The organism is Bradyrhizobium sp. SZCCHNR1053 (genome assembly GCF_032381235.1).
In the GTDB taxonomy this organism is placed as follows: domain Bacteria; phylum Pseudomonadota; class Alphaproteobacteria; order Rhizobiales; family Xanthobacteraceae; genus Bradyrhizobium.
This window is the reverse complement of record NZ_JAUHJM010000017.1, coordinates 74550-91376: the sequence shown is the minus strand read 5'-3', so window position 1 is coordinate 91376 and position 16827 is coordinate 74550. Positions and strand designations below refer to the sequence as shown.

Genomic DNA, 16827 nt, shown 5'->3' with positions numbered 1-16827 from the left:
ATGGCTCGAAATTGCACCGCGCCGAGCCCTCTCACCCCCCTAATTCGGATTCTTGCCCAGCCTCGTCGGGCAAATCAGATCGATGCTCTTCGCCGTCTCCTGCTCGCTGAAGGGGCGTTTCGCGATCGTCACGGACCGTGGAGCGGGAGATGCGGTGGCCGCCTAGGGTCGCAGTGCGCGTTTCGCGTGCGGACGAACGAACCCGAGGCGGACGGTCAAGCCGTGTGGTCCCGACACCCCGACGCTGGTGTCTTGGTCGGCGACATCCCGATGACGGGGGCAAGCAAGCCCGGTCCCCTGGGAGAGCACGGAGCAGCCGTTCAACCCATCGCGCGGGGAAGGCCGGTTGTTCGGCCAATCCTGTGGTGACTGCCGCCTGCTTTTCTTTTTGCAGGCGGGCCATGGGTGCGGCCTGCACCCGGCCTTCCCTGCGCCCTTCTCTTGGAAGGGCGTGCCTGAGAGCAAAGCTCGGACGCGAACGCGCGCCGCGAGGCTGCGAAGCCGCGCTTACAGGTCGGAGATATCGGGTTGAGCGCCGGGAATGGCGCTCCCTAGGGGAATCGAACCCCTGTTTCAGCCTTGAGAGGGCCGCGTCCTAACCGCTAGACGAAGGGAGCGTGAGTTGAACCGCATAGCCTCGAAATCGCCGCGCCGCAAGACGGGGGATGGGAAATTTCGTGGGGTGAGTGCCTCGAGGGTCTTTCCCCGTGGGGACCCCCACCCCCGACCCCTCCCCGCTAGGGGGAGGGGAGTGGACTGCCCGGGTGGCGAAGGGATCGGCCATCATAGGATGGAAACAGCCGGCCAAGGCGGCGGTGGGCTCCCTCTCCCGCTTGCGGGGGAGGGTTGGGGTGGGGGCGCCGCGGCGGCGGTGCGTGTGGAGAGAGTTCCCCCACCCGCATCGCATCTTCGATGCGATGCGACCTCCCCCGCAGGCGGGGGAGGCGCTGACCGCCCGAGTCGGCAGAGATGGGGCAGCAACGCAATAATGGCTGGCGTCCGAGCGAAACCGCCCTGCCCTTACGGCTCCACCGCGAAGCGGAGGCGGCCGGTGGGTTTCAGGGTCTTGGCGTCGAAGGTGCGGATCTCGGTGGTGCCGGAGACGTCCAGCGTCACCGCCAGGCGGTCGCCGGCGGTGCCGGTGGCGACGATCCGGGCGCCCTTGGGCAGCATGGCGGTGAGGTCGGGGCCCGAAGCTGTGCTTCCATCGCCGCGGAAAAGGCGGTAGCCGATGGCGACCAGAAGCACTGCGATCGCGATCGAGGTGGTCACGCCCGCGATCATCATCATGCGCCGCAGCCGCGCCATCAGCTGGGCCTGCTCGGGCGAGGACGGCTCGGGCGCAACGGTGGAATTCATGGACATCTCGACTTCAAATCCTAGCGGCGTGATGACGGTGACGGTCGCCGGCGACGAAGGCTCGCCGCGGCTCGATCGCGTGCTCGCGGTCCGGCTGCCGGAGCTGTCGCGGTCGCGGCTGAAGGCGCTGATCCTGGCCGGTCAGGTCTGCCTCCGCGCGGAGGCGGTGCGGGACCCCGCTTATCACGTCACAGCCGGCGACACGATCACAATCGACGTGCCGGAAGCGGTGCCGGCCGAGCCCGCGGCCGAGGCGATCCCGCTGAAAATCATCTACGAGGACGACGACATCGTCGTCATCGACAAGCCGGCCGGCCTCGTCGTGCACCCCGCCGCAGGGCACGAGACCGGCACCCTGGTGAACGCGCTGATCGCGCATTGCGGCGCCAGTCTTTCCGGAATCGGCGGGGTCAAGCGGCCCGGCATCGTGCACCGGCTGGACAAGGACACCACCGGGCTGATGGTGGTCGCGAAGAACGATCGGGCGCACGCCTCGCTCAGCGCGCAGTTCGCCGATCACGGCCGCACCGGCGCGATGGAGCGCGGCTATCTGGCGTTCGCGTGGGGCGTGCCGCATCGGCCGCATGGCACCATCAACGCCGCCATCGACCGCCATCCGCATGCCCGCGACAAGATGGCGGTGCGCCCGCGGGGGCGCGAGGCCATCACCCATTACGAGGTGCAGGAGAGTTTTACCGGCCGCGACGGCAAGCCGGTGGCGTCGCTGATCGCCTGCCATCTCGAGACCGGGCGCACCCACCAGATCCGGGTGCATCTGTCTCACCTCGGCCATCCGCTGCTCGGCGATGCCGTCTATGGCCCGCATTTCAAGACCAAGGCGAACCAGCTCGCGCCGGCGGCGCGGCAAGCGCTCGAGGCGCTCGGACGGCAGGCGCTGCACGCCTATCTCCTGGTCATCGAGCACCCGCGGACGGGAGAAATAATGCACTGGGAATCGGAGCTGCCGGAGGATCTCATGCTGTTGAGGAGCGCCCTGCGAGCGGCGCTATGACGCAGCGCCTTCAGAAAAACGCAAGCATGCCAGCAGGTTATGGCAGCCACACGGGGACGTGACCCCCGGAATCCTTCCACCGGGGGGCGAAAATGGTGTATGTTGCGCCTGCGTCGAATGGTCGACGCATGGAACGTCGCAAACCGGCCGGCTTTAACCAAGCGACCGCTTTGCCTGGCCCGCCGCTATCGGGGGCCTGAACCAACTGGAGGGCGCTCGATGGCCCGTACAGCTACGCTGCCGGTTCTCAATGGAGAATCCGGACTTTCACGCTACCTCGCCGAGATCCGCAAGTTCCCGATGCTGGAACCGCAGGAGGAGTACATGCTCGCCAAGCGTTGGCGCGAGCATGACGACAGCGACGCAGCGCATAAACTCGTGACCAGCCACCTCAGGCTCGTGGCCAAGATCGCCATGGGCTATCGCGGCTACGGCCTGCCGATATCCGAAGTCGTTTCGGAAGGCAATGTCGGCCTGATGCAGGCGGTGAAAAGGTTCGAGCCCGAGAAGGGCTTTCGCCTCGCCACCTACGCCATGTGGTGGATCAAGGCGTCGATACAAGAGTACATCCTGCGTTCCTGGTCGCTCGTGAAGATGGGCACCACCGCGAACCAGAAGAAGCTGTTCTTCAACCTGCGCAAGGCCAAGAGCAAGATCTCCGCGCTGGATGAAGGCGATCTGCATCCGGATCAGGTCAAGCTGATCGCGAAGCGCCTCGGCGTGACCGATCAGGACGTGGTCGACATGAACCGCCGCCTCGGCGGCGACGCCTCGCTGAACGCGCCGATCCGCGACGACGGCGAAGCGGGCGAATGGCAGGACTGGCTGGTCGATACCTCGCCCAACCAGGAAGCCATCATGGCCGAGCACGAGGAATATGACCACCGCAGGCAGGCGCTGAACGGCGCGATCGGCGTGCTCAACGCGCGCGAGCGCCGCATCTTCGAGGCGCGGCGCCTGGCCGACGAGCCGATGACGCTCGAGGACCTCGCCGCCGAGTTCGGCGTGTCGCGCGAGCGGGTGCGCCAGATCGAGGTGCGCGCGTTCGAGAAGGTGCAGTCCGCCGTCAAGGGCGCCATCGCCAAGCAGGAGGCGGCGGCCCTGGAGGCCGCGCATTAACGGCGCGGCTTACGGCTTGAAGGTGGTCTTTGGATGCGATCGGAGCCGGCGGAGACGCCGGCTTCTTGTTATGTGATCAGTTTGATATGTGATCAGTCCGGCGCAGCGCGGGCGAGCCCGGCGAGCGCACAGCCCTCGCAATAGCGGGCATCCTTGTAGTCGATCCAGTTGTGCGCATAGATCCGCTCCCGCGGGATCTGATAGCGCAGCCGGAGCAGCTTCGAGAGAATGCGCCACGCGGCGACCTGGGCTTCGGTGGCGGGCCGGGTGACGTTGGGATAGTTGCCGGCGAACTCCACGCCGATGGAATTGTCGCGCACGACCTTGCGATAGGTCGGGCCGTTGTCGATATAGCGGTTGTCGTTGCGGTTGGCGCCGTCGCCATGCAGCGTCACCAGGGTTTCCGGCACCGCCCAATACACCGTGCCGTCGGTTTCCACCCACAGGGTGACGCCGCGCCGTTTCGGGTTCTTGGCTTGCGCCAGCGCCCCCGCCCGCGCCGATCCCGCCGGCCCTTCGGTCTGGTGGACGATGATGTTGGTCCAGGGATGGGCTTTGGCCGGATCGCCCCACGGCGCCAGCCAGACCATCTTCAGACCGGGGATGTCCGGCGTGCCGGACGAGCGGGCGAGCGACGTGAGATCCTCGGCCGAGACCGGCGCAGGAAGAAGAAGCAGCGCGAGCGCTGCGCGGAGGAAGAACAGAACCGGCCTCATGGCCGGCAACGATAGCACCGGCTACCCGGCGGTGGCATCCTGCCGGCGCGGCGGCGCCATCATCGGCTCGATCTGGTCCGGCGCCAATGCCGGCGTCTCATGGTCACCGGCGAAGACGGCATAGCGGTTCTTGCCCTCCTTCTTGGCGGCATAGAGCGCCTGGTCCGCCCGCGCCATCAGCCGGTCGGGGAATGCGCCGACATCCTCGGTCCATTCGGCAATGCCGATCGAGACCTCGATCGGCACCTCGGCGCCGGCACAGGCCTCCGCATCGTCGCGGCAGACCTGCAGGATGCGCCGCGCGATCATCGCGCCTTCGCGCAGGGCGGACGCCGGCAGCACGATGCAGAATTCGTCGCCGCCGGTGCGCGCCAGCATGTCGCCGGGGCGCAGCCGGGTCTGGGCCATCAGCGTGAAGTGCTGCAGGCAGGCATCGCCGGCGGCATGGCCATGGGTGTCGTTGATGATCTTGAAGCCGTCGAGGTCGATCACCAGCAGCGCGAACGGCCGCCGCGAGCGCTCGGCGCGCGCGCATTCCTCGCTCAGGCGCTGCATCAGGTGACGGCGGTTGGCGACGCCGGTGAGATCGTCGAGCAGCGCGAGATCGGCGACCTCGTTGCGCAGCCGGTCCACCGCCATCAGCAGGAAGCCGAAATTGAGCGACATCGACAGGAAGATCAGCAGCAGCACCGCGGCTGCCTGGCCGCTGGTGGAGTGGCTGAAATTGAAATCGGCGCCGACGAACGCCCCGATCGACCGCGCGGCAAACACCGCGATGATCAGAACGGACAGCAGGCCGGCCAGCCGCGCTCCCGGATTGACGGGCCCGCGCCTCGCATCCAGCACCAGCCGCGCGATGATCGCCATGGGGACCGCCTGCCCGATCGAGTAGCACAGGATCCTCAGCGGGCCGTGGTCGTACACGTATTGAAAGAATGCGATCGACGCACAAGTCATCGCAACGACGGTCAAGCTCAGCCGCCACGACGCCCTGTAGCCATAGAAGCGCTCGACACCCATCGCCGCGAGGCAGATCGCGAAGGTCATCAGCGAGCCGCCGGCCAGCAGCGGAACGAACGAGCCGAAATAGAACCGCGTCAGCGCGAACGTCGCCGCTGGCGCGCACATGAACGCAGACGCCGTCCAGTACCGCGCCGAATCCAGATTGGGATAGCTGCGCATCACGTAGGCCCAGATCAGGCCCAGCGCGAGGAAATTGACCACGAAGGCGGTCCACAGCGTCGGAACGTTCAGCATCCCGACAGCAGGACGCCGCAGCTCCTGTCCTCGATGTTCAATATCGCCGCGCTCATGAGCTCCCCTGTTGTTCGCGGCAACATGGGCGCGGCGCAGTTAACGGTTCCTCAAGGTCGCAACCAAGATTGCGCCTTGGTTTTGAATCAATGAAGACACCTTTTACGATCCGCTAACCTTGTCACGACCTGCGTGCCAGCGGCGCAACTGGCCGGCGAATGCATCGAGCTGTGGATAAGCGCAACCGCGCTGGTGACAGCGTGAGGCAGAGCTTCGCGAATCTGCTGGGATCGACACCCGAGGCTGATGCATGGCTGGCGTGCGCCAGCGAAGCCTCGAAGTCGCGTTGCAATCCATCAACTCCTGACGAGGATGCCATGGCGAAGAAGGCGAAGAAGGCCGCGAAGGCCACCAAGAAAGCTGCGAAGAAGACCAAGAAGGCTGCCAAGAAGAAGTAGTTGCACTTCCCGGGTGGGAGCGCGGCTTCCACCCGGCTCTCAGTCAGCTCGACCCGCTAGCCGATCCTACGTCTCCACCGGTCGGCGGTTGCCACGCAACACGCCTCACCTGATATCGGGCGCGCGCTCGAGCGTCACCTCGGCTTCGCGCAGCACGTCCAGCGGCGCCCACGGCTTGCTCCAGAACTTCGTGCCGCCCGGCAGCGGCTGCGACAACGGCCGGCCAGAAGTGACGACCACATTGATGTGGGGGTGACGCGCCTTGGCGAGATGGGCAAGCTCGACCCCGTTCATGCGGCCCGCCAGATTGACGTCGGTCATCAGCAGCACGATGCGATGACCCGGCTTGTTCAGGACGAGTTCGGCGGCCTCCGCGCTCTCACACGCGATGACGTCGTACTCACTCTCTTCGAGCAGCAGCGTGATCATCTCGCGCTGCGCCAGATCGTCTTCCACGATCAGTGCGGTGGCACGGAAAGGTTGCGACTGTCCCATGCAGGTCCTCCACGAATGTGTGCTCGTAAAGTAATGTGAGTTAAAAGCTGAACGGCCGGATGGTTCGGTTCCAATCAGAAAAAGTGGCAGAAAGCCCAGCTGCAATTGGAACAGGCACGTAGATCCGGTCGATCAGGGGAGTGAAGCGACAATGACGATCATTCGAGGCGCATCTGCCGCCGTGACAGGCGCAGCCAGCGGCATCGGCCGTGCGCTGGCGCAGGAGCTGGCGGGGCGCGGTTGCGATCTCGCGCTCGCCGACCGCGACGAGGCGGGCCTCGCAAGCCTCGCCGCCGAGCTCGCCGCGAGCGGCCGCAAGGTGACCACGCACCGGCTGGACGTCAGCGATGTCGCTGCAGTCAACCAGTTCGCGGAGGACGCGGCCCGCGCGCATCCCGGCCTCAACATCGTCGTCAACAATGCCGGCGTGGCACTGTTCGGCAGCTTCGCAGAGATTGATCAGGCGGAGATGGACTGGCTGTTCAACATCAATTTCTGGGGCGTCGTGCACGGCACGCGCGCGTTCCTGCCGCATCTTTCGCGCCAGCGCGAAGCGCATGTCGTCAACCTGTCCTCGATCTTCGGCATCATCGCTCCGCCCGGCCAATCGGCCTACGCCGCGGCAAAGTTCGCGGTGCGGGGATTTTCCGAGAGCCTGCGTCACGAGCTCACAGCCGCCGGCAGTCCCGTGCGGCTGTCCGTCGTGCATCCCGGCGGCATCGCCACGGCGATTGCGCGCAACGCCCGCGCCGGCCACGGCATGACCGACAATGCGCGCCGCGTGCAGGCCATCGAACGGTTCGAGCGGCTCGCCAGGACCAGCCCGCGCGACGCCGCGTTGCGGATCATCGAGGGCATCGAGCGCAATGAGCCCCGCATCCTGATCGGCGGCGATGCGCGCTTCATGGATCTCCTGCAGCGGTTCATGCCGGGCACCTATTGGCGCGTGATGGCGAAGCGGCTCGAGAAGGCGGCCGCGAAGCAGGCGTGAGTCACGGGACGGGAGGCGCCGCCCCGCCTCGCGCTCTCGAGACCACGGCACCAGGACACAGCTCATGCCGGTCGGACACGGGAATCACCCCCGTGGCGGATACGCCGGAGCGATCGGCGTGTCGGCGAGCTTGATACTTCAGCCACCCAACGACCGGTCAGGCCGCTCTGATATGAGCCAGGAACTGGTTGACCTCGCTGCGCAGCCGGGTCGACTGCTGCGCGAGCTCGCCGGCCGCCGACAGCACCTCGTTAGCGGCGTGGCCGGTCTGCACGACCCCGGACGTGACGCCCGCGATGTTGCGCGTGACGTCCTGGGTCTTGCCGGCGACGACGTTCACATTGCCGGCGATCTCGCGGGTCGCGGCATCCTGCTGCGCGATCGATGAGGCGATGATGGTCGAGATCTCGTCGACCTCCTGGATCGTGGTGCAGATCATACCGATGCTCTGGACCGCGGCGGCGGTTTCGGCCTGAACCGCGGCGATCTGAGCACCAATCTCCTCGGTCGCCTTGGCCGTCTGGGTCGCCAGCGTCTTGACCTCGCTGGCGACGACGGCGAATCCCCTGCCCGACTCGCCGGCGCGCGCGGCCTCGATCGTCGCATTCAGCGCCAGCAGATTGGTCTGGCTGGCGATCTGGTTGATGAGTGCGACGACCTCGCTGATCTTGATGGCGGCAACGTTGAGCCGCTGCACCTTGTCGTTGGATTGCTGCCCTTCGTCCGCGGCCTTGCGAACCACGGACGATGCACGCTCGAGCGTCTTGCTGATCTCGTTCATCGAGGATGACAGCTCTTCGGCCGCCGAGGCAACGGTGTTGACATTATCCGATGCGGAGCCGCACGCCTGCGACACCGTCAGGGCCTGCTGCTTCGATTGATCGATCGTCACCGACATCGAACGGGCGGTCGCCTCCATTTCGATGGCCGCAGCCGACACTGCGTCGACAACGCCGCGGACGCTGGCCTCGAAGCCATCGGCCACCTCCATCAGCATGCGGCGCCGGTCCTCCTCGGCACGAGCCTGGGCCTTCTCCTGCTCCGCCTGCAGATCCCTCATCCGGATGGCGTTGTCCCTGAAGACCGAAACGGCGCGCGCCATCTGTCCAACCTCGTCCTTGCGCCAGTCGGCCGGGACGCTGACGTCCAGGTTGCCATCGGCGAGCTCGCGCATGGCGCTCGTCATCTGGACGATCGGGCGGGAGATGCTGCGCGCGATCAACAGCCCGGCGAGCGCGATCAGCACGAGGCCGGCCAGCGTCATCCCGATCGCCAACGCCCCGGCGCGATTGCGAGCCTGGATGAACTCGCTGTTGTCCATGATGATCTCGACGGCGCCGATCGGCTTGCCGGAGAAATCCTTGATCGGGCCCAGCAGCGCGACCACCGGAACGCCTTTGAGCTGTCCTTGGCGCGACAGGAAGCTGCCGGCCGATGCCTCGCGATAGTCGCCGCTTGCGAAGAAGGAGGTCTCCCCGATCGTTGTCGCGAACAGCTTGAAGCCGTTGTCGCCAGCCAGGCGGAACGCGACGTCGACATTCCGGCTGCGCTTGAACTCGTCGAAGAAGTTTTGGCCAAAGGTCAGGCCGAACTCGACCGAGCCCAGATGTTTGCCGGCGGAAACGATCGGTACGACGCCGCGGAGGCCGAGGCCGGCAACGCCGCCCTCCAGCCCGACGATCGGCTTGCGGTCGGTGTTGGCGGCCACCACCGTCTTGCGGAAGCCCGACAGATCGTCGCCGAACTTGGCCGGCTGGTGCACGCGCAGGAAGGACATCGCCGGCGGCGTGTGAAACTGAAACTGGTCGACACCGTAATCGGACTTCATGCTGGCCATGCCCGCGCCGAACAGCCGCATCAAGGCGTCGCGGTCGTTCTGCGCCATGGCGTCCTGGACGGCGGGGATCTTGGCGACCACCGCGCTCATGGCTTCCGCGCGGGTCGACTCCAGCTGCAGGCGCGAATTGAAGGCGTCATATTGGGCGTGGAGCTCGCGCTCATTGGCGCGGTCGATGATGCCGCCGATGATCCACATGGCGACCAGCAGCACGAAGAGGGCCGTCGCGGCCGCGCCGATCACCAGAGAGAGGGTGATCCGGGTTCTCAAGCCAACAAGCTTCAACATGCAATCCTCGAACGTCGACCGGTGTTCGAGTATTGCAGCGTTGCAACTAATTATTCCTGAACGAGTCAACCAATGTAGTGGACCAACAACAAATTAGCTGCTGCGGGCGAGAACGGCTATCGAAGCTTTCCGCCGCACACTTTGCTCTTGACCTGCCGCAACCCACGCTGGTTGCAGGTCATTTCATCTCAACCAGAACAGATCCGTTCGGAACGTCCTGACAGAGCAGAACGTCCGATCTGTCGGACAGGGCGCGTTCAGGCGACAGGACCGCCGCGCGCCCGCCAGCGGCTCATGCCGCCGGCATAGTGGCGGATATCCTGCCGCCCCGCCGACAGCGCCCGCCGCAGCGCGGTGGCCGAGCGGCCGCCGGCCTGACAGATCAGAACCACCGGCTTGTCGTGCACGAGGTCGCCCGGGTCGAAACGCGACAGCGGGTGATTGACGGCGCCGGGAATGTGTCCGCCCTTGAACTCATGCGGCTCGCGCACGTCGACGATGACGCAGCTCCGCTGCTGATGCGCCCGCACCAGCTCGTCATGCTCGATCGCCGGCACGCTGGTCGATCCGGTCAGCTTGCTGAACAGTCCTGATAGCATGGGAGGAACCTCTCACTGATTGACATAGGGGCACTCGGCGACTCCGCCTACCCCTGTGTCCGCTTCGCCTTGGCCTCGGACGCTTCGACCCAGAAGAAGAACGCACCTGCGCCGATCGCGAGCGCGGCGAACCAGACGCCATCCGGCACGCCGGTGATGTCGGGCAGCCGCACCTTGCCGAGCGCCCAAACATTCAGGACGTGAGCCTTCACCCAGTCGAAGCTCAGCGCATAGAGGATCGCGCCGACAATCATGCCGAAAGCGCCGACTGCGGCATGCACGCTGCCGCTGGCGATGGCGCCGAGCGCGGTGCCCGGGCAGTAGCCGTAGACCACCATGCCGACGCCGAACAGCGCCGCGCCGAGCGCGACCGCGAGCATGTTGGCGTCCTTGACGTAATATTTGGTGTTGCCGGTATCAACCAGCAGCAGCACGCCGATGCCGCCGACCAAGATCGCCGTGCCCATCACCTTCAGCACGGTGAAGTCGCGCAGCCGGAACTGGTTCTCGATCACGTTGCAGCTCGTGACCTTGCCCTGCTGCAGCAGATAGCCGAACACGGCGCCCATCAGCAGCGGGCCGGCGATGCTCATCAATGACGTCATGGCCATTCTCCTATGCTTTGCGGAACATGACGCGCGACGCCAGAAGGCCGGTCGCGAACATCACGGCGAGGAACAGCCAGCTCGACAGCGCCAATTGCAGACCGCCGGAGATGCCGTGTCCGCTGGTGCAACCGCCGGCCAGACGCGCGCCATACATGATGACGATGCCGCCGAGAAACGCGGCCACGAAGCGCTTGACCACAGACGGGCCAAAGCGCTCCTTCCAGACCTCCGGTACCAGTTCGAGGCGCCACGTGCCGGAGATGATCGCCGACAGGAATGCGCCGAACGGAATGCCGACCAGGAACCAGACGCCATAGTCCCATTTCAACGGCATCGACTTCCAATAGCTGTTGGCGGCGACGGCGTCGGATCCGATCACCGGCGCGGCAAACAGCGATGCGATGCGCGAAAACGCCGTCGTGACGCCGAGGGGGTCGCCGAACCCGGCAAAGGCCACCCAGCTGAGGACGCCGATGCCGGCGCCGACCAGATAGGGCGACCAGTCGATGCGCCTGGACTTGCCCAGATCCTTGACCATGACGTCGTTCATCATTGCCACGACGGGTCCTCCCTGCTGACGCGGCCCAGCGCCGCGACCGACTTACGTTACTATATGCATATATTCGAATTTCTGCAATTATAATTCAGCCGCTGCCGACGGGTGAGGTGAAAAGGCGGGGCTCTGCGGCAGCCTGACTGCGAGGAAACAGCGGCACTGACGAACTCGGGGACGGCAGCCCCGGGCAAGCCGCGGCGGAGCATGATCCGCCGCGACCCCACGCTCTGTTCATGTCGGCGCGGGCCTCGCAAGCCCATCGTCACCAGGCGACTCGGTCACGCAGCTTGCCGCGGCCGCGCGAAAGATCCTCGAGATGAGCCTCGCAAGCCACCGCAGAAGCGATGGCAGCGTGGCCGGCGCACCTGTCAGCACACCCGACGCGGGCCGGCCGAAATGGCGGCGAGATCGGATCTGCGCGGCTCTCAGTCGCTACGAACCCTAGGCGGCTCTCACGCCGGCGATGAACTTCTTCACTTCCATGCTCAGTCTGGCACTGTCGTCGGCCAGCGATTTCGCGGCGGACAGAACCTGGGAAGCCGCGGTTCCGGTATCGACGGCGCCGCGCTGCACATCCGCAACGTTGGCTGAGACCTGCTGCGTTCCCACCGCCGCGTGCTGGACGTTGCGCGAGATCTCCTGCGTGGCGGCGCCCTGCTGCTCCACGGCCGATGCGATCGTCGACGAAATCTCCTGCAATTTCTCGATGGTGATGCTGATGTCGCGGATCGCACCGACCGATTGCTGGGTGGCGGACTGGATGCCGGAGATCTGCTGGCCGATCTCGCCGGTGGCCTTCGCCGTCTGCTCGGCAAGCGCCTTGACCTCGGATGCGACCACGGCAAATCCGCGGCCGGCTTCGCCGGCGCGCGCGGCCTCGATCGTTGCATTCAGCGCGAGCAGGTTGGTCTGTCCGGCAATCGTATTGATCAGCTCGACGACGTCGCCGATGCGGGCAGCGGACTTCGAAAGCTCGCTGACCTGTTCATTGGTCTTGCGGGCCTGCGCCACCGCCTCATTGGCCATCTGGGCCGAATCCTGGACTTGCCTGCTGATCTCGTTGACGGACGCGGAGAGCTCCTCGGTCGCAGATGCCACCGACTGCACATTGGCGCAGGCTTCCTCGGAAGCCGCGGTGACGGATGTGGCCAGGTTCTGTGCGCGGCTCGCCGTGTTGCTGAGCCCGTCGGCGTGACCTTCCAAAGTGCTCGATGCCGTGGACACGGTATCGACGATCTCGCCGACCACGGCCTCGAAGCGGCCAGTGATCTCGTCGAGCCGCCGGCCGCGCTCCAGTTTCACCTCTGCCTCTCTCGAAGCGATATCGTCGGCCTGCTTCTTCGCAATCAAGGCGGTCTTGAAGACGTCCAGGGCGTCGGCCATCATGCCTACTTCGGTCTTCTGACCGCGATAGGGGATCTCGATCGCCAGGTTGCCCTCACCGAGCGCCTGCATCGGCCTGATGATGGAAGCGATGTACCGGGAAATGTCGCGAACGAACCAGCTTCCGACGCCGATGCCGGTGAGAACGGCAAGGACGATGACCGTCGACATCAATGCAAATGCCTCGGCATAGCCATCCGCGGCGATCTTGGTTTCGGCGTCGGCGCCACGATTGTTGAGGTCAATCAGCTTTCGAAGAAATTCGTCCGACTGATTGGCGACGCTCCGGACCGTCTTGTTGAACAGATCGCTCGCCTGCTTGGTCGCGTTGCCGTTCCCTGCGCGCAGCACCTCGAGCACACCATCGGCAGCCTTGACATATTGCTCCCAGCCCCGCGACCAGCTCTCGAACAGGCTGCGCTCCTCGGCCGACGAGATCATCGCCTCATAGGAGCGGCGCGCCGTCGCGATGACGGCGAGCGTTGCCTTCATGTTGCGGTCGAGATTGTCCTTCTCCTCAGTCGTATCAGCCGTCATGTAGGCTCGCAGCTGCGCCCGATTGAGATTGATCGCCGAACGCAACTCGCCGAGCACGCGCACACTCGGCAGCCAGTTCTTGGCGATCTGTTCGGTATGCGTGTTGATTGTCTGCATGCCGCGGACGGCCAGCAACCCGACGATGGTCATCGCCAGCAGCAGCAGCGCAATGACGGCCGCCATTTTTGCTCGAATGGAGAGTTGCGACATCACGCGTGCCTTTCGTAGTCCCGGCGATTCGTATCGGTCCGCCGCATGATTGCGTCGTCCCCTCGCGACGGTATCACCCGACCTTCGCAAATTGGTTAACGGGCGGGATTTCCGGACTGGAATCTACCAACGTCATGATCGGGCACGATGGTCCGAATGCCGTGTTCGGCACGCATCTCCTGTGGCCAATCCGCGGACTACGCGATCCGCGCTCCGGCGTGACGACGCAAAGACGCGTGTCTTCGGGCTCGATCCGATCTGATCGGACAATGTTCTTCGTCGGAGGCTTGAAGTGCGCCGATACGCCACGCGTCGACGAGCCTGTGACAGACAGGTCCCGGAGATTCATGGATGCTGCGCCTTGACGCTGCATGTCCAATGCCGCTCAGCAGAAGCAGGCTCGCTTCCGCAGGATGCCTCAAGAAGGCATGACGGAGGGCGGCTGAACCGGGCTCTGCGCCGGCTTGGTGGCGAACAGCCAGCGGTCGACGACAAAATCGGTGACGGCCGCACCCAACCACATGCCACCGAGCACGATCCACGCTGTGAGCGCAAACACCGATGCCCCCGTCACGCCGGCGCCGACGGCGCAGCCGCCCGCCAGCATGGCGCCGAATCCCATCAGGACGGCGCCGATCATGTAGCGGCGCATGCCGCGCCCATCCGAGAAGCCTTCGAGATTGAGTTCGCGCGCCAGCGCGGCCGCAACGAACGAGCCGATGAACACGCCCGGAATGATGCCGAGATCGAAGCCCGGCTTCAGCTGCGTGCTGGCGAGCACCTGCATCAGCAGCTCCGCCGAAGGACCGCTGAATGTGAGGCTCTTCAGCGGCACCGGCGAGAACGAGGCCTGGCCGAGCTGATAGGTGAGGAGCCAGCCCCCGGCGACCGCCGCACCCGCGGCCACCGCCGCGCGCAGGATCTTCGGGCCGACCTGAAACTTCGACACGGCGGCGAGCCCGGCCAGGAACCACAGCATGCCGAAGCCGAGCTTCTCGGGCGTGCCGCCGCCGAACAGGCTCATGATGTCGCGCGACGGTCCGCCGTCGACGAGCCAAAGATTGGTGAGCCACTCGCGTGCCGGCGCGAGCAGGCCGCGATAGGCGGACTGCGCCGTCACCGCGAAGATCAGGCCGGACAGCAGCGCCCGCAGATTGCCGTTGGCCGAGAGCACCAGCAGACGGCTGGCACAGCCGCGCGCCAGGATCATGCCGCAGCCGAACAGCGTGCCGCCGATCATCGCGCCGGAAATGCTGCCCTGCTGCGCCAGCTGGCGCGCTTCAGAGACGTCGAGCAGGCCCATCGCCACCAGTGCCTGGGTGCCCAGCAGCGCCGAGGCGAAGGTGAGGAGCCATACCGCCAGCCGCGGACCGCCCTGCCCGCGCGCGAACTCGACCGTGGCCGCCCGCAGGCAGAAGCGGCTGCGCTGGGCGAAGAAGCCGAACGCGCCGCCGGCCGCGAGCCCGCAAAGCAGCGACACCAGCTCCTCACCCAGAAGGTCGATCAATGCGGTGAGCACAGGCGCTCCCGTCGTTCAGGCCTGCCGCTCAACATACCGGGCGGCATCGGCAAGGACGCATGCGCCCGTCACGGGCGCAGGTAGGCGTATCCACTCTGCTGCAGCTCGGTGAGACGCACGACGCCGCCCTTCTCCGCCACCGCGAAGCCTGGCAAGAGATCGTCGAGCTTCACGCCTTGCGCCTTCATGGTGTTGGCACAGGCCTCGAAGCCGACGCCGGCCTTCATGAGGCGCTCGGCCAGAGCCGAGATGGTCTGGTCGGCCGAAATCGCATGAAAGGCCCGCAAGCCCGGACCGTGGATCACCAGGCGAATGTCTGCGCGTCCAGGTCCTCCGGTGCCATCGACGTGATTCTGGAGGTTGCCGAGAACGAACAGGGCGCGGTCCTGATCGGCGAGATGATAGGCGACGCGCTGGCGCGGAGACTCCGTCGCCGCGCGTGCGCGGCTGACACCGAAGATTCCAAACACACTGGCAAAACCGGCTTGCATCAAAGATCGACGTTCCATGGTGACTCCTAACGCGTGGCTGCAATGAATCCTGCGATGCGATCAGCGGCATCCTCGGCGGCGAGATCGCGAAAGAAGTGATCTGCGTCGTCAATCGTCTCCAATCGGACACGGCTGCCGGCGCGTGACGCCAGCGGCACGAACGACGCTGCCACGTCCGGTACCGTCTTGTCTTGCGCTGCCGCAAGCACCAGAACCGGCAGGCTCACATCGGCGATCAGCGCCGCCGTATCCTGGCGCCGGTCGGCGCGATAGAATGCTGCGAATGCGCGCGCCGTCACCTTGGCATCGCGGCAATAGATGAAGCCCGGCACCGACATCCAATCACCGCCGCGCCCGGCGGCGATCGCAGCCTCAGCCTTGTCGAGCAGCGGCGCCAATCGCTGACCGTAGCTCTCCGCATAGGCGTCTCTCAAACCGGCCTCGATGCTCGCCGTCGCCGGCGCCAGCAGGATCGCACCGTCGATCGCGGCCTTGGGATTGGCGACCAGATAGCGCGCGAGCTGATTGGCGCCGCGCGAATGTCCGAGCACGAAGACGTGCGACGAGGTCTTGCGCGCTTCGCTCAGCCAGGCGGCGATCTCGGCGATCGCATCGTCAGGCGCATAGTCATGGGGCTTGGCGCAATCGTACATGCCGGTGCGGCGATCGAGACCGAGCACGAGATTATGCGCGAGCGAGGCGATCCCCCGCTCGGCCAACGCCTTGGACAGGCCCTGGATGGTCTCCATGTCCTTGTGCGCGAGCGTGCCGTGCGTCATCAGCACCAGCGGCACATCCGGTCCCGACTGCGCCGGCAGCCGGAGCGTGCCGAGCGCCGTACGCCCGCCGATCGCGAGCTCGCGCGGCTCCTCGGCCGCGAATGCGATCGACGCAATGAACGAGAGGACGAGAGCCAGCCACCACCGCATCGCAAATTCCTTCAGGGACGCACGATCGTCCAGTTCTTCTCGGACAGCTCCAGCAGGGTCGCGACCCCGGTCTTGACGACAGTGACGCCGTCGAGCAGAGGCGGCTGCCGTCCCTCCTTGCTCGCGAGCGTCTCCAAGGTGTTGCCGCAGGCGATGAAGCTCACATTGGGCATCGACTTGGCGAAGCCGAGCACCCGCTCCTTCACCGGCGAGCGGTCGGCCAGCAACATGTCGAGGCCGCCATTGAAGGCGACGATCACGATCTCGACCTCCGCGCCCTCGCCCGAATAGTGGCGGGAGACATTCGCGGCCACGTCGAGCACCGCGCGCATCTTGGCCGGATCCTCGTCGCTGATCTGCAACGCGAGCCTGTGTGGCTCGGCTGCAGTGGCGATGGACGCAACCCCGCTTCCGGCCAGGGCGACGGATGCGGCCGCCAACAGCATCTGGCGGCGGCTGCATCCGG

The 16827-nt window shown here is 65.8% G+C and carries 17 protein-coding genes and 1 tRNA gene; 4 read left to right on the top strand and 14 right to left on the bottom strand.

Annotated features, from left to right (window positions below; all coding sequences use genetic code 11):
• Positions 1–542 precede the first annotated feature (542 nt).
• Positions 543–617, bottom strand: a tRNA-Glu gene (locus QX051_RS27930).
• Positions 618–1020: 403 nt separating this feature from the next.
• A complete protein-coding gene (locus tag QX051_RS27925; protein ID WP_315778338.1) occupies positions 1021–1359 on the bottom strand; it encodes a hypothetical protein in 339 nt (112 codons plus the stop codon).
• Positions 1360–1390: 31 nt separating this feature from the next.
• Between QX051_RS27925 and QX051_RS27920 the strand changes: the two genes are divergently transcribed.
• Positions 1391–2371, top strand: coding sequence for an RluA family pseudouridine synthase (locus tag QX051_RS27920; protein ID WP_315778342.1), 981 nt, complete (start codon positions 1391–1393; stop codon positions 2369–2371).
• A 219-nt stretch (positions 2372–2590) separates the two neighbouring features.
• Positions 2591–3490: an RNA polymerase sigma factor RpoH gene (gene rpoH, locus QX051_RS27915; RefSeq protein WP_315737032.1), complete on the top strand. Its 900-nt coding sequence runs from the start codon at positions 2591–2593 to the stop codon at positions 3488–3490.
• A gap of 92 nt (positions 3491–3582) precedes the next feature.
• Here rpoH and QX051_RS27910 read toward each other — a convergent pair whose 3' ends face one another.
• A complete protein-coding gene (locus tag QX051_RS27910) occupies positions 3583–4206 on the bottom strand; it encodes a peptidoglycan recognition family protein (RefSeq protein WP_315778337.1) in 624 nt (207 codons plus the stop codon).
• Between the two features lie 21 nt (positions 4207–4227).
• A complete protein-coding gene (locus QX051_RS27905) occupies positions 4228–5463 on the bottom strand; it encodes a GGDEF domain-containing protein (RefSeq protein ID WP_315778336.1) in 1236 nt (411 codons plus the stop codon).
• A gap of 227 nt (positions 5464–5690) precedes the next feature.
• Here QX051_RS27905 and QX051_RS27900 point away from each other — a divergent pair, with 227 nt between their 5' ends.
• Positions 5691–5918, top strand: a complete 228-nt coding sequence (locus QX051_RS27900; protein ID WP_315772285.1) for a hypothetical protein — start codon at positions 5691–5693, stop codon at positions 5916–5918.
• A gap of 105 nt (positions 5919–6023) precedes the next feature.
• On the opposite strand, the gene QX051_RS27895 is transcribed toward QX051_RS27900, so the two are convergent.
• Positions 6024–6413, bottom strand: coding sequence for a response regulator (locus tag QX051_RS27895; protein WP_315778335.1), 390 nt, complete (start codon positions 6411–6413; stop codon positions 6024–6026).
• 151 nt (positions 6414–6564) lie between these two features.
• On the opposite strand from QX051_RS27895, the gene QX051_RS27890 reads away from it, so the two are divergent.
• Positions 6565–7404 carry an SDR family oxidoreductase gene (locus QX051_RS27890; protein ID WP_315778334.1) on the top strand — a complete coding sequence of 280 codons (840 nt, stop codon included), beginning with the start codon at positions 6565–6567 and terminating at the stop codon, positions 7402–7404.
• Positions 7405–7561: 157 nt separating this feature from the next.
• Here the strand turns inward: QX051_RS27890 and QX051_RS27885 are convergent, their stop codons facing one another.
• The 9 genes from QX051_RS27885 to QX051_RS27845 form a co-directional block, all read right to left on the bottom strand.
• Positions 7562–9529 (bottom strand): methyl-accepting chemotaxis protein, encoded by a 1968-nt coding sequence (locus QX051_RS27885; RefSeq protein ID WP_315778333.1) that lies wholly within the window; start codon positions 9527–9529, stop codon positions 7562–7564.
• 257 nt (positions 9530–9786) lie between these two features.
• The gene (locus QX051_RS27880; protein ID WP_315772279.1) at positions 9787–10128 is read right to left on the bottom strand and encodes a rhodanese-like domain-containing protein; all 342 of its coding nucleotides are present in this window, start codon (positions 10126–10128) and stop codon (positions 9787–9789) included.
• A 47-nt stretch (positions 10129–10175) separates the two neighbouring features.
• A complete protein-coding gene (locus QX051_RS27875) occupies positions 10176–10733 on the bottom strand; it encodes a YeeE/YedE thiosulfate transporter family protein (RefSeq protein ID WP_315736281.1) in 558 nt (185 codons plus the stop codon).
• 10 nt (positions 10734–10743) lie between these two features.
• Positions 10744–11286, bottom strand: coding sequence for a YeeE/YedE thiosulfate transporter family protein (locus QX051_RS27870; RefSeq protein WP_315778341.1), 543 nt, complete (start codon positions 11284–11286; stop codon positions 10744–10746).
• Between the two features lie 447 nt (positions 11287–11733).
• Positions 11734–13422 carry a methyl-accepting chemotaxis protein gene (locus tag QX051_RS27865; RefSeq protein WP_315778332.1) on the bottom strand — a complete coding sequence of 563 codons (1689 nt, stop codon included), beginning with the start codon at positions 13420–13422 and terminating at the stop codon, positions 11734–11736.
• A 418-nt stretch (positions 13423–13840) separates the two neighbouring features.
• A complete protein-coding gene (locus tag QX051_RS27860) occupies positions 13841–14941 on the bottom strand; it encodes a YeeE/YedE family protein (protein WP_315778331.1) in 1101 nt (366 codons plus the stop codon).
• A gap of 68 nt (positions 14942–15009) precedes the next feature.
• Positions 15010–15450: a DsrE family protein gene (locus QX051_RS27855; RefSeq protein ID WP_409998148.1), complete on the bottom strand. Its 441-nt coding sequence runs from the start codon at positions 15448–15450 to the stop codon at positions 15010–15012.
• 8 nt (positions 15451–15458) lie between these two features.
• Positions 15459–16361 (bottom strand): alpha/beta hydrolase, encoded by a 903-nt coding sequence (locus QX051_RS27850; protein ID WP_315778330.1) that lies wholly within the window; start codon positions 16359–16361, stop codon positions 15459–15461.
• 11 nt (positions 16362–16372) lie between these two features.
• A complete protein-coding gene (locus QX051_RS27845; protein ID WP_315718331.1) occupies positions 16373–16807 on the bottom strand; it encodes a hypothetical protein in 435 nt (144 codons plus the stop codon).
• Positions 16808–16827: the final 20 nt, after the last annotated feature.

Bases quoted from the DNA above. Each gene is read 5' to 3' on its own strand.
- QX051_RS27905 (WP_315778336.1), bottom strand. From the start codon at position 5,463: ATGCTGAACGTTCCGACGCTGTGGACCGCCTTCGTGGTCAATTTCCTC.
- QX051_RS27910 (WP_315778337.1), bottom strand. From the start codon at position 4,206: ATGAGGCCGGTTCTGTTCTTCCTCCGCGCAGCGCTCGCGCTGCTTCTT.
- QX051_RS27880 (WP_315772279.1), bottom strand. From the start codon at position 10,128: ATGCTATCAGGACTGTTCAGCAAGCTGACCGGATCGACCAGCGTGCCG.
- QX051_RS27875 (WP_315736281.1), bottom strand. From the start codon at position 10,733: ATGACGTCATTGATGAGCATCGCCGGCCCGCTGCTGATGGGCGCCGTG.
- QX051_RS27925 (WP_315778338.1), bottom strand. From the start codon at position 1,359: ATGAATTCCACCGTTGCGCCCGAGCCGTCCTCGCCCGAGCAGGCCCAG.
- QX051_RS27895 (WP_315778335.1), bottom strand. From the start codon at position 6,413: ATGGGACAGTCGCAACCTTTCCGTGCCACCGCACTGATCGTGGAAGAC.
- QX051_RS27890 (WP_315778334.1), top strand. From the start codon at position 6,565: ATGACGATCATTCGAGGCGCATCTGCCGCCGTGACAGGCGCAGCCAGC.
- QX051_RS27855 (WP_409998148.1), bottom strand. From the start codon at position 15,450: ATGGAACGTCGATCTTTGATGCAAGCCGGTTTTGCCAGTGTGTTTGGA.
- QX051_RS27850 (WP_315778330.1), bottom strand. From the start codon at position 16,361: ATGCGGTGGTGGCTGGCTCTCGTCCTCTCGTTCATTGCGTCGATCGCA.
- rpoH (WP_315737032.1), top strand. From the start codon at position 2,591: ATGGCCCGTACAGCTACGCTGCCGGTTCTCAATGGAGAATCCGGACTT.
- QX051_RS27920 (WP_315778342.1), top strand. From the start codon at position 1,391: ATGACGGTGACGGTCGCCGGCGACGAAGGCTCGCCGCGGCTCGATCGC.
- QX051_RS27845 (WP_315718331.1), bottom strand. From the start codon at position 16,807: ATGCTGTTGGCGGCCGCATCCGTCGCCCTGGCCGGAAGCGGGGTTGCG.
- QX051_RS27870 (WP_315778341.1), bottom strand. From the start codon at position 11,286: ATGAACGACGTCATGGTCAAGGATCTGGGCAAGTCCAGGCGCATCGAC.
- QX051_RS27885 (WP_315778333.1), bottom strand. From the start codon at position 9,529: ATGTTGAAGCTTGTTGGCTTGAGAACCCGGATCACCCTCTCTCTGGTG.
- QX051_RS27865 (WP_315778332.1), bottom strand. From the start codon at position 13,422: ATGTCGCAACTCTCCATTCGAGCAAAAATGGCGGCCGTCATTGCGCTG.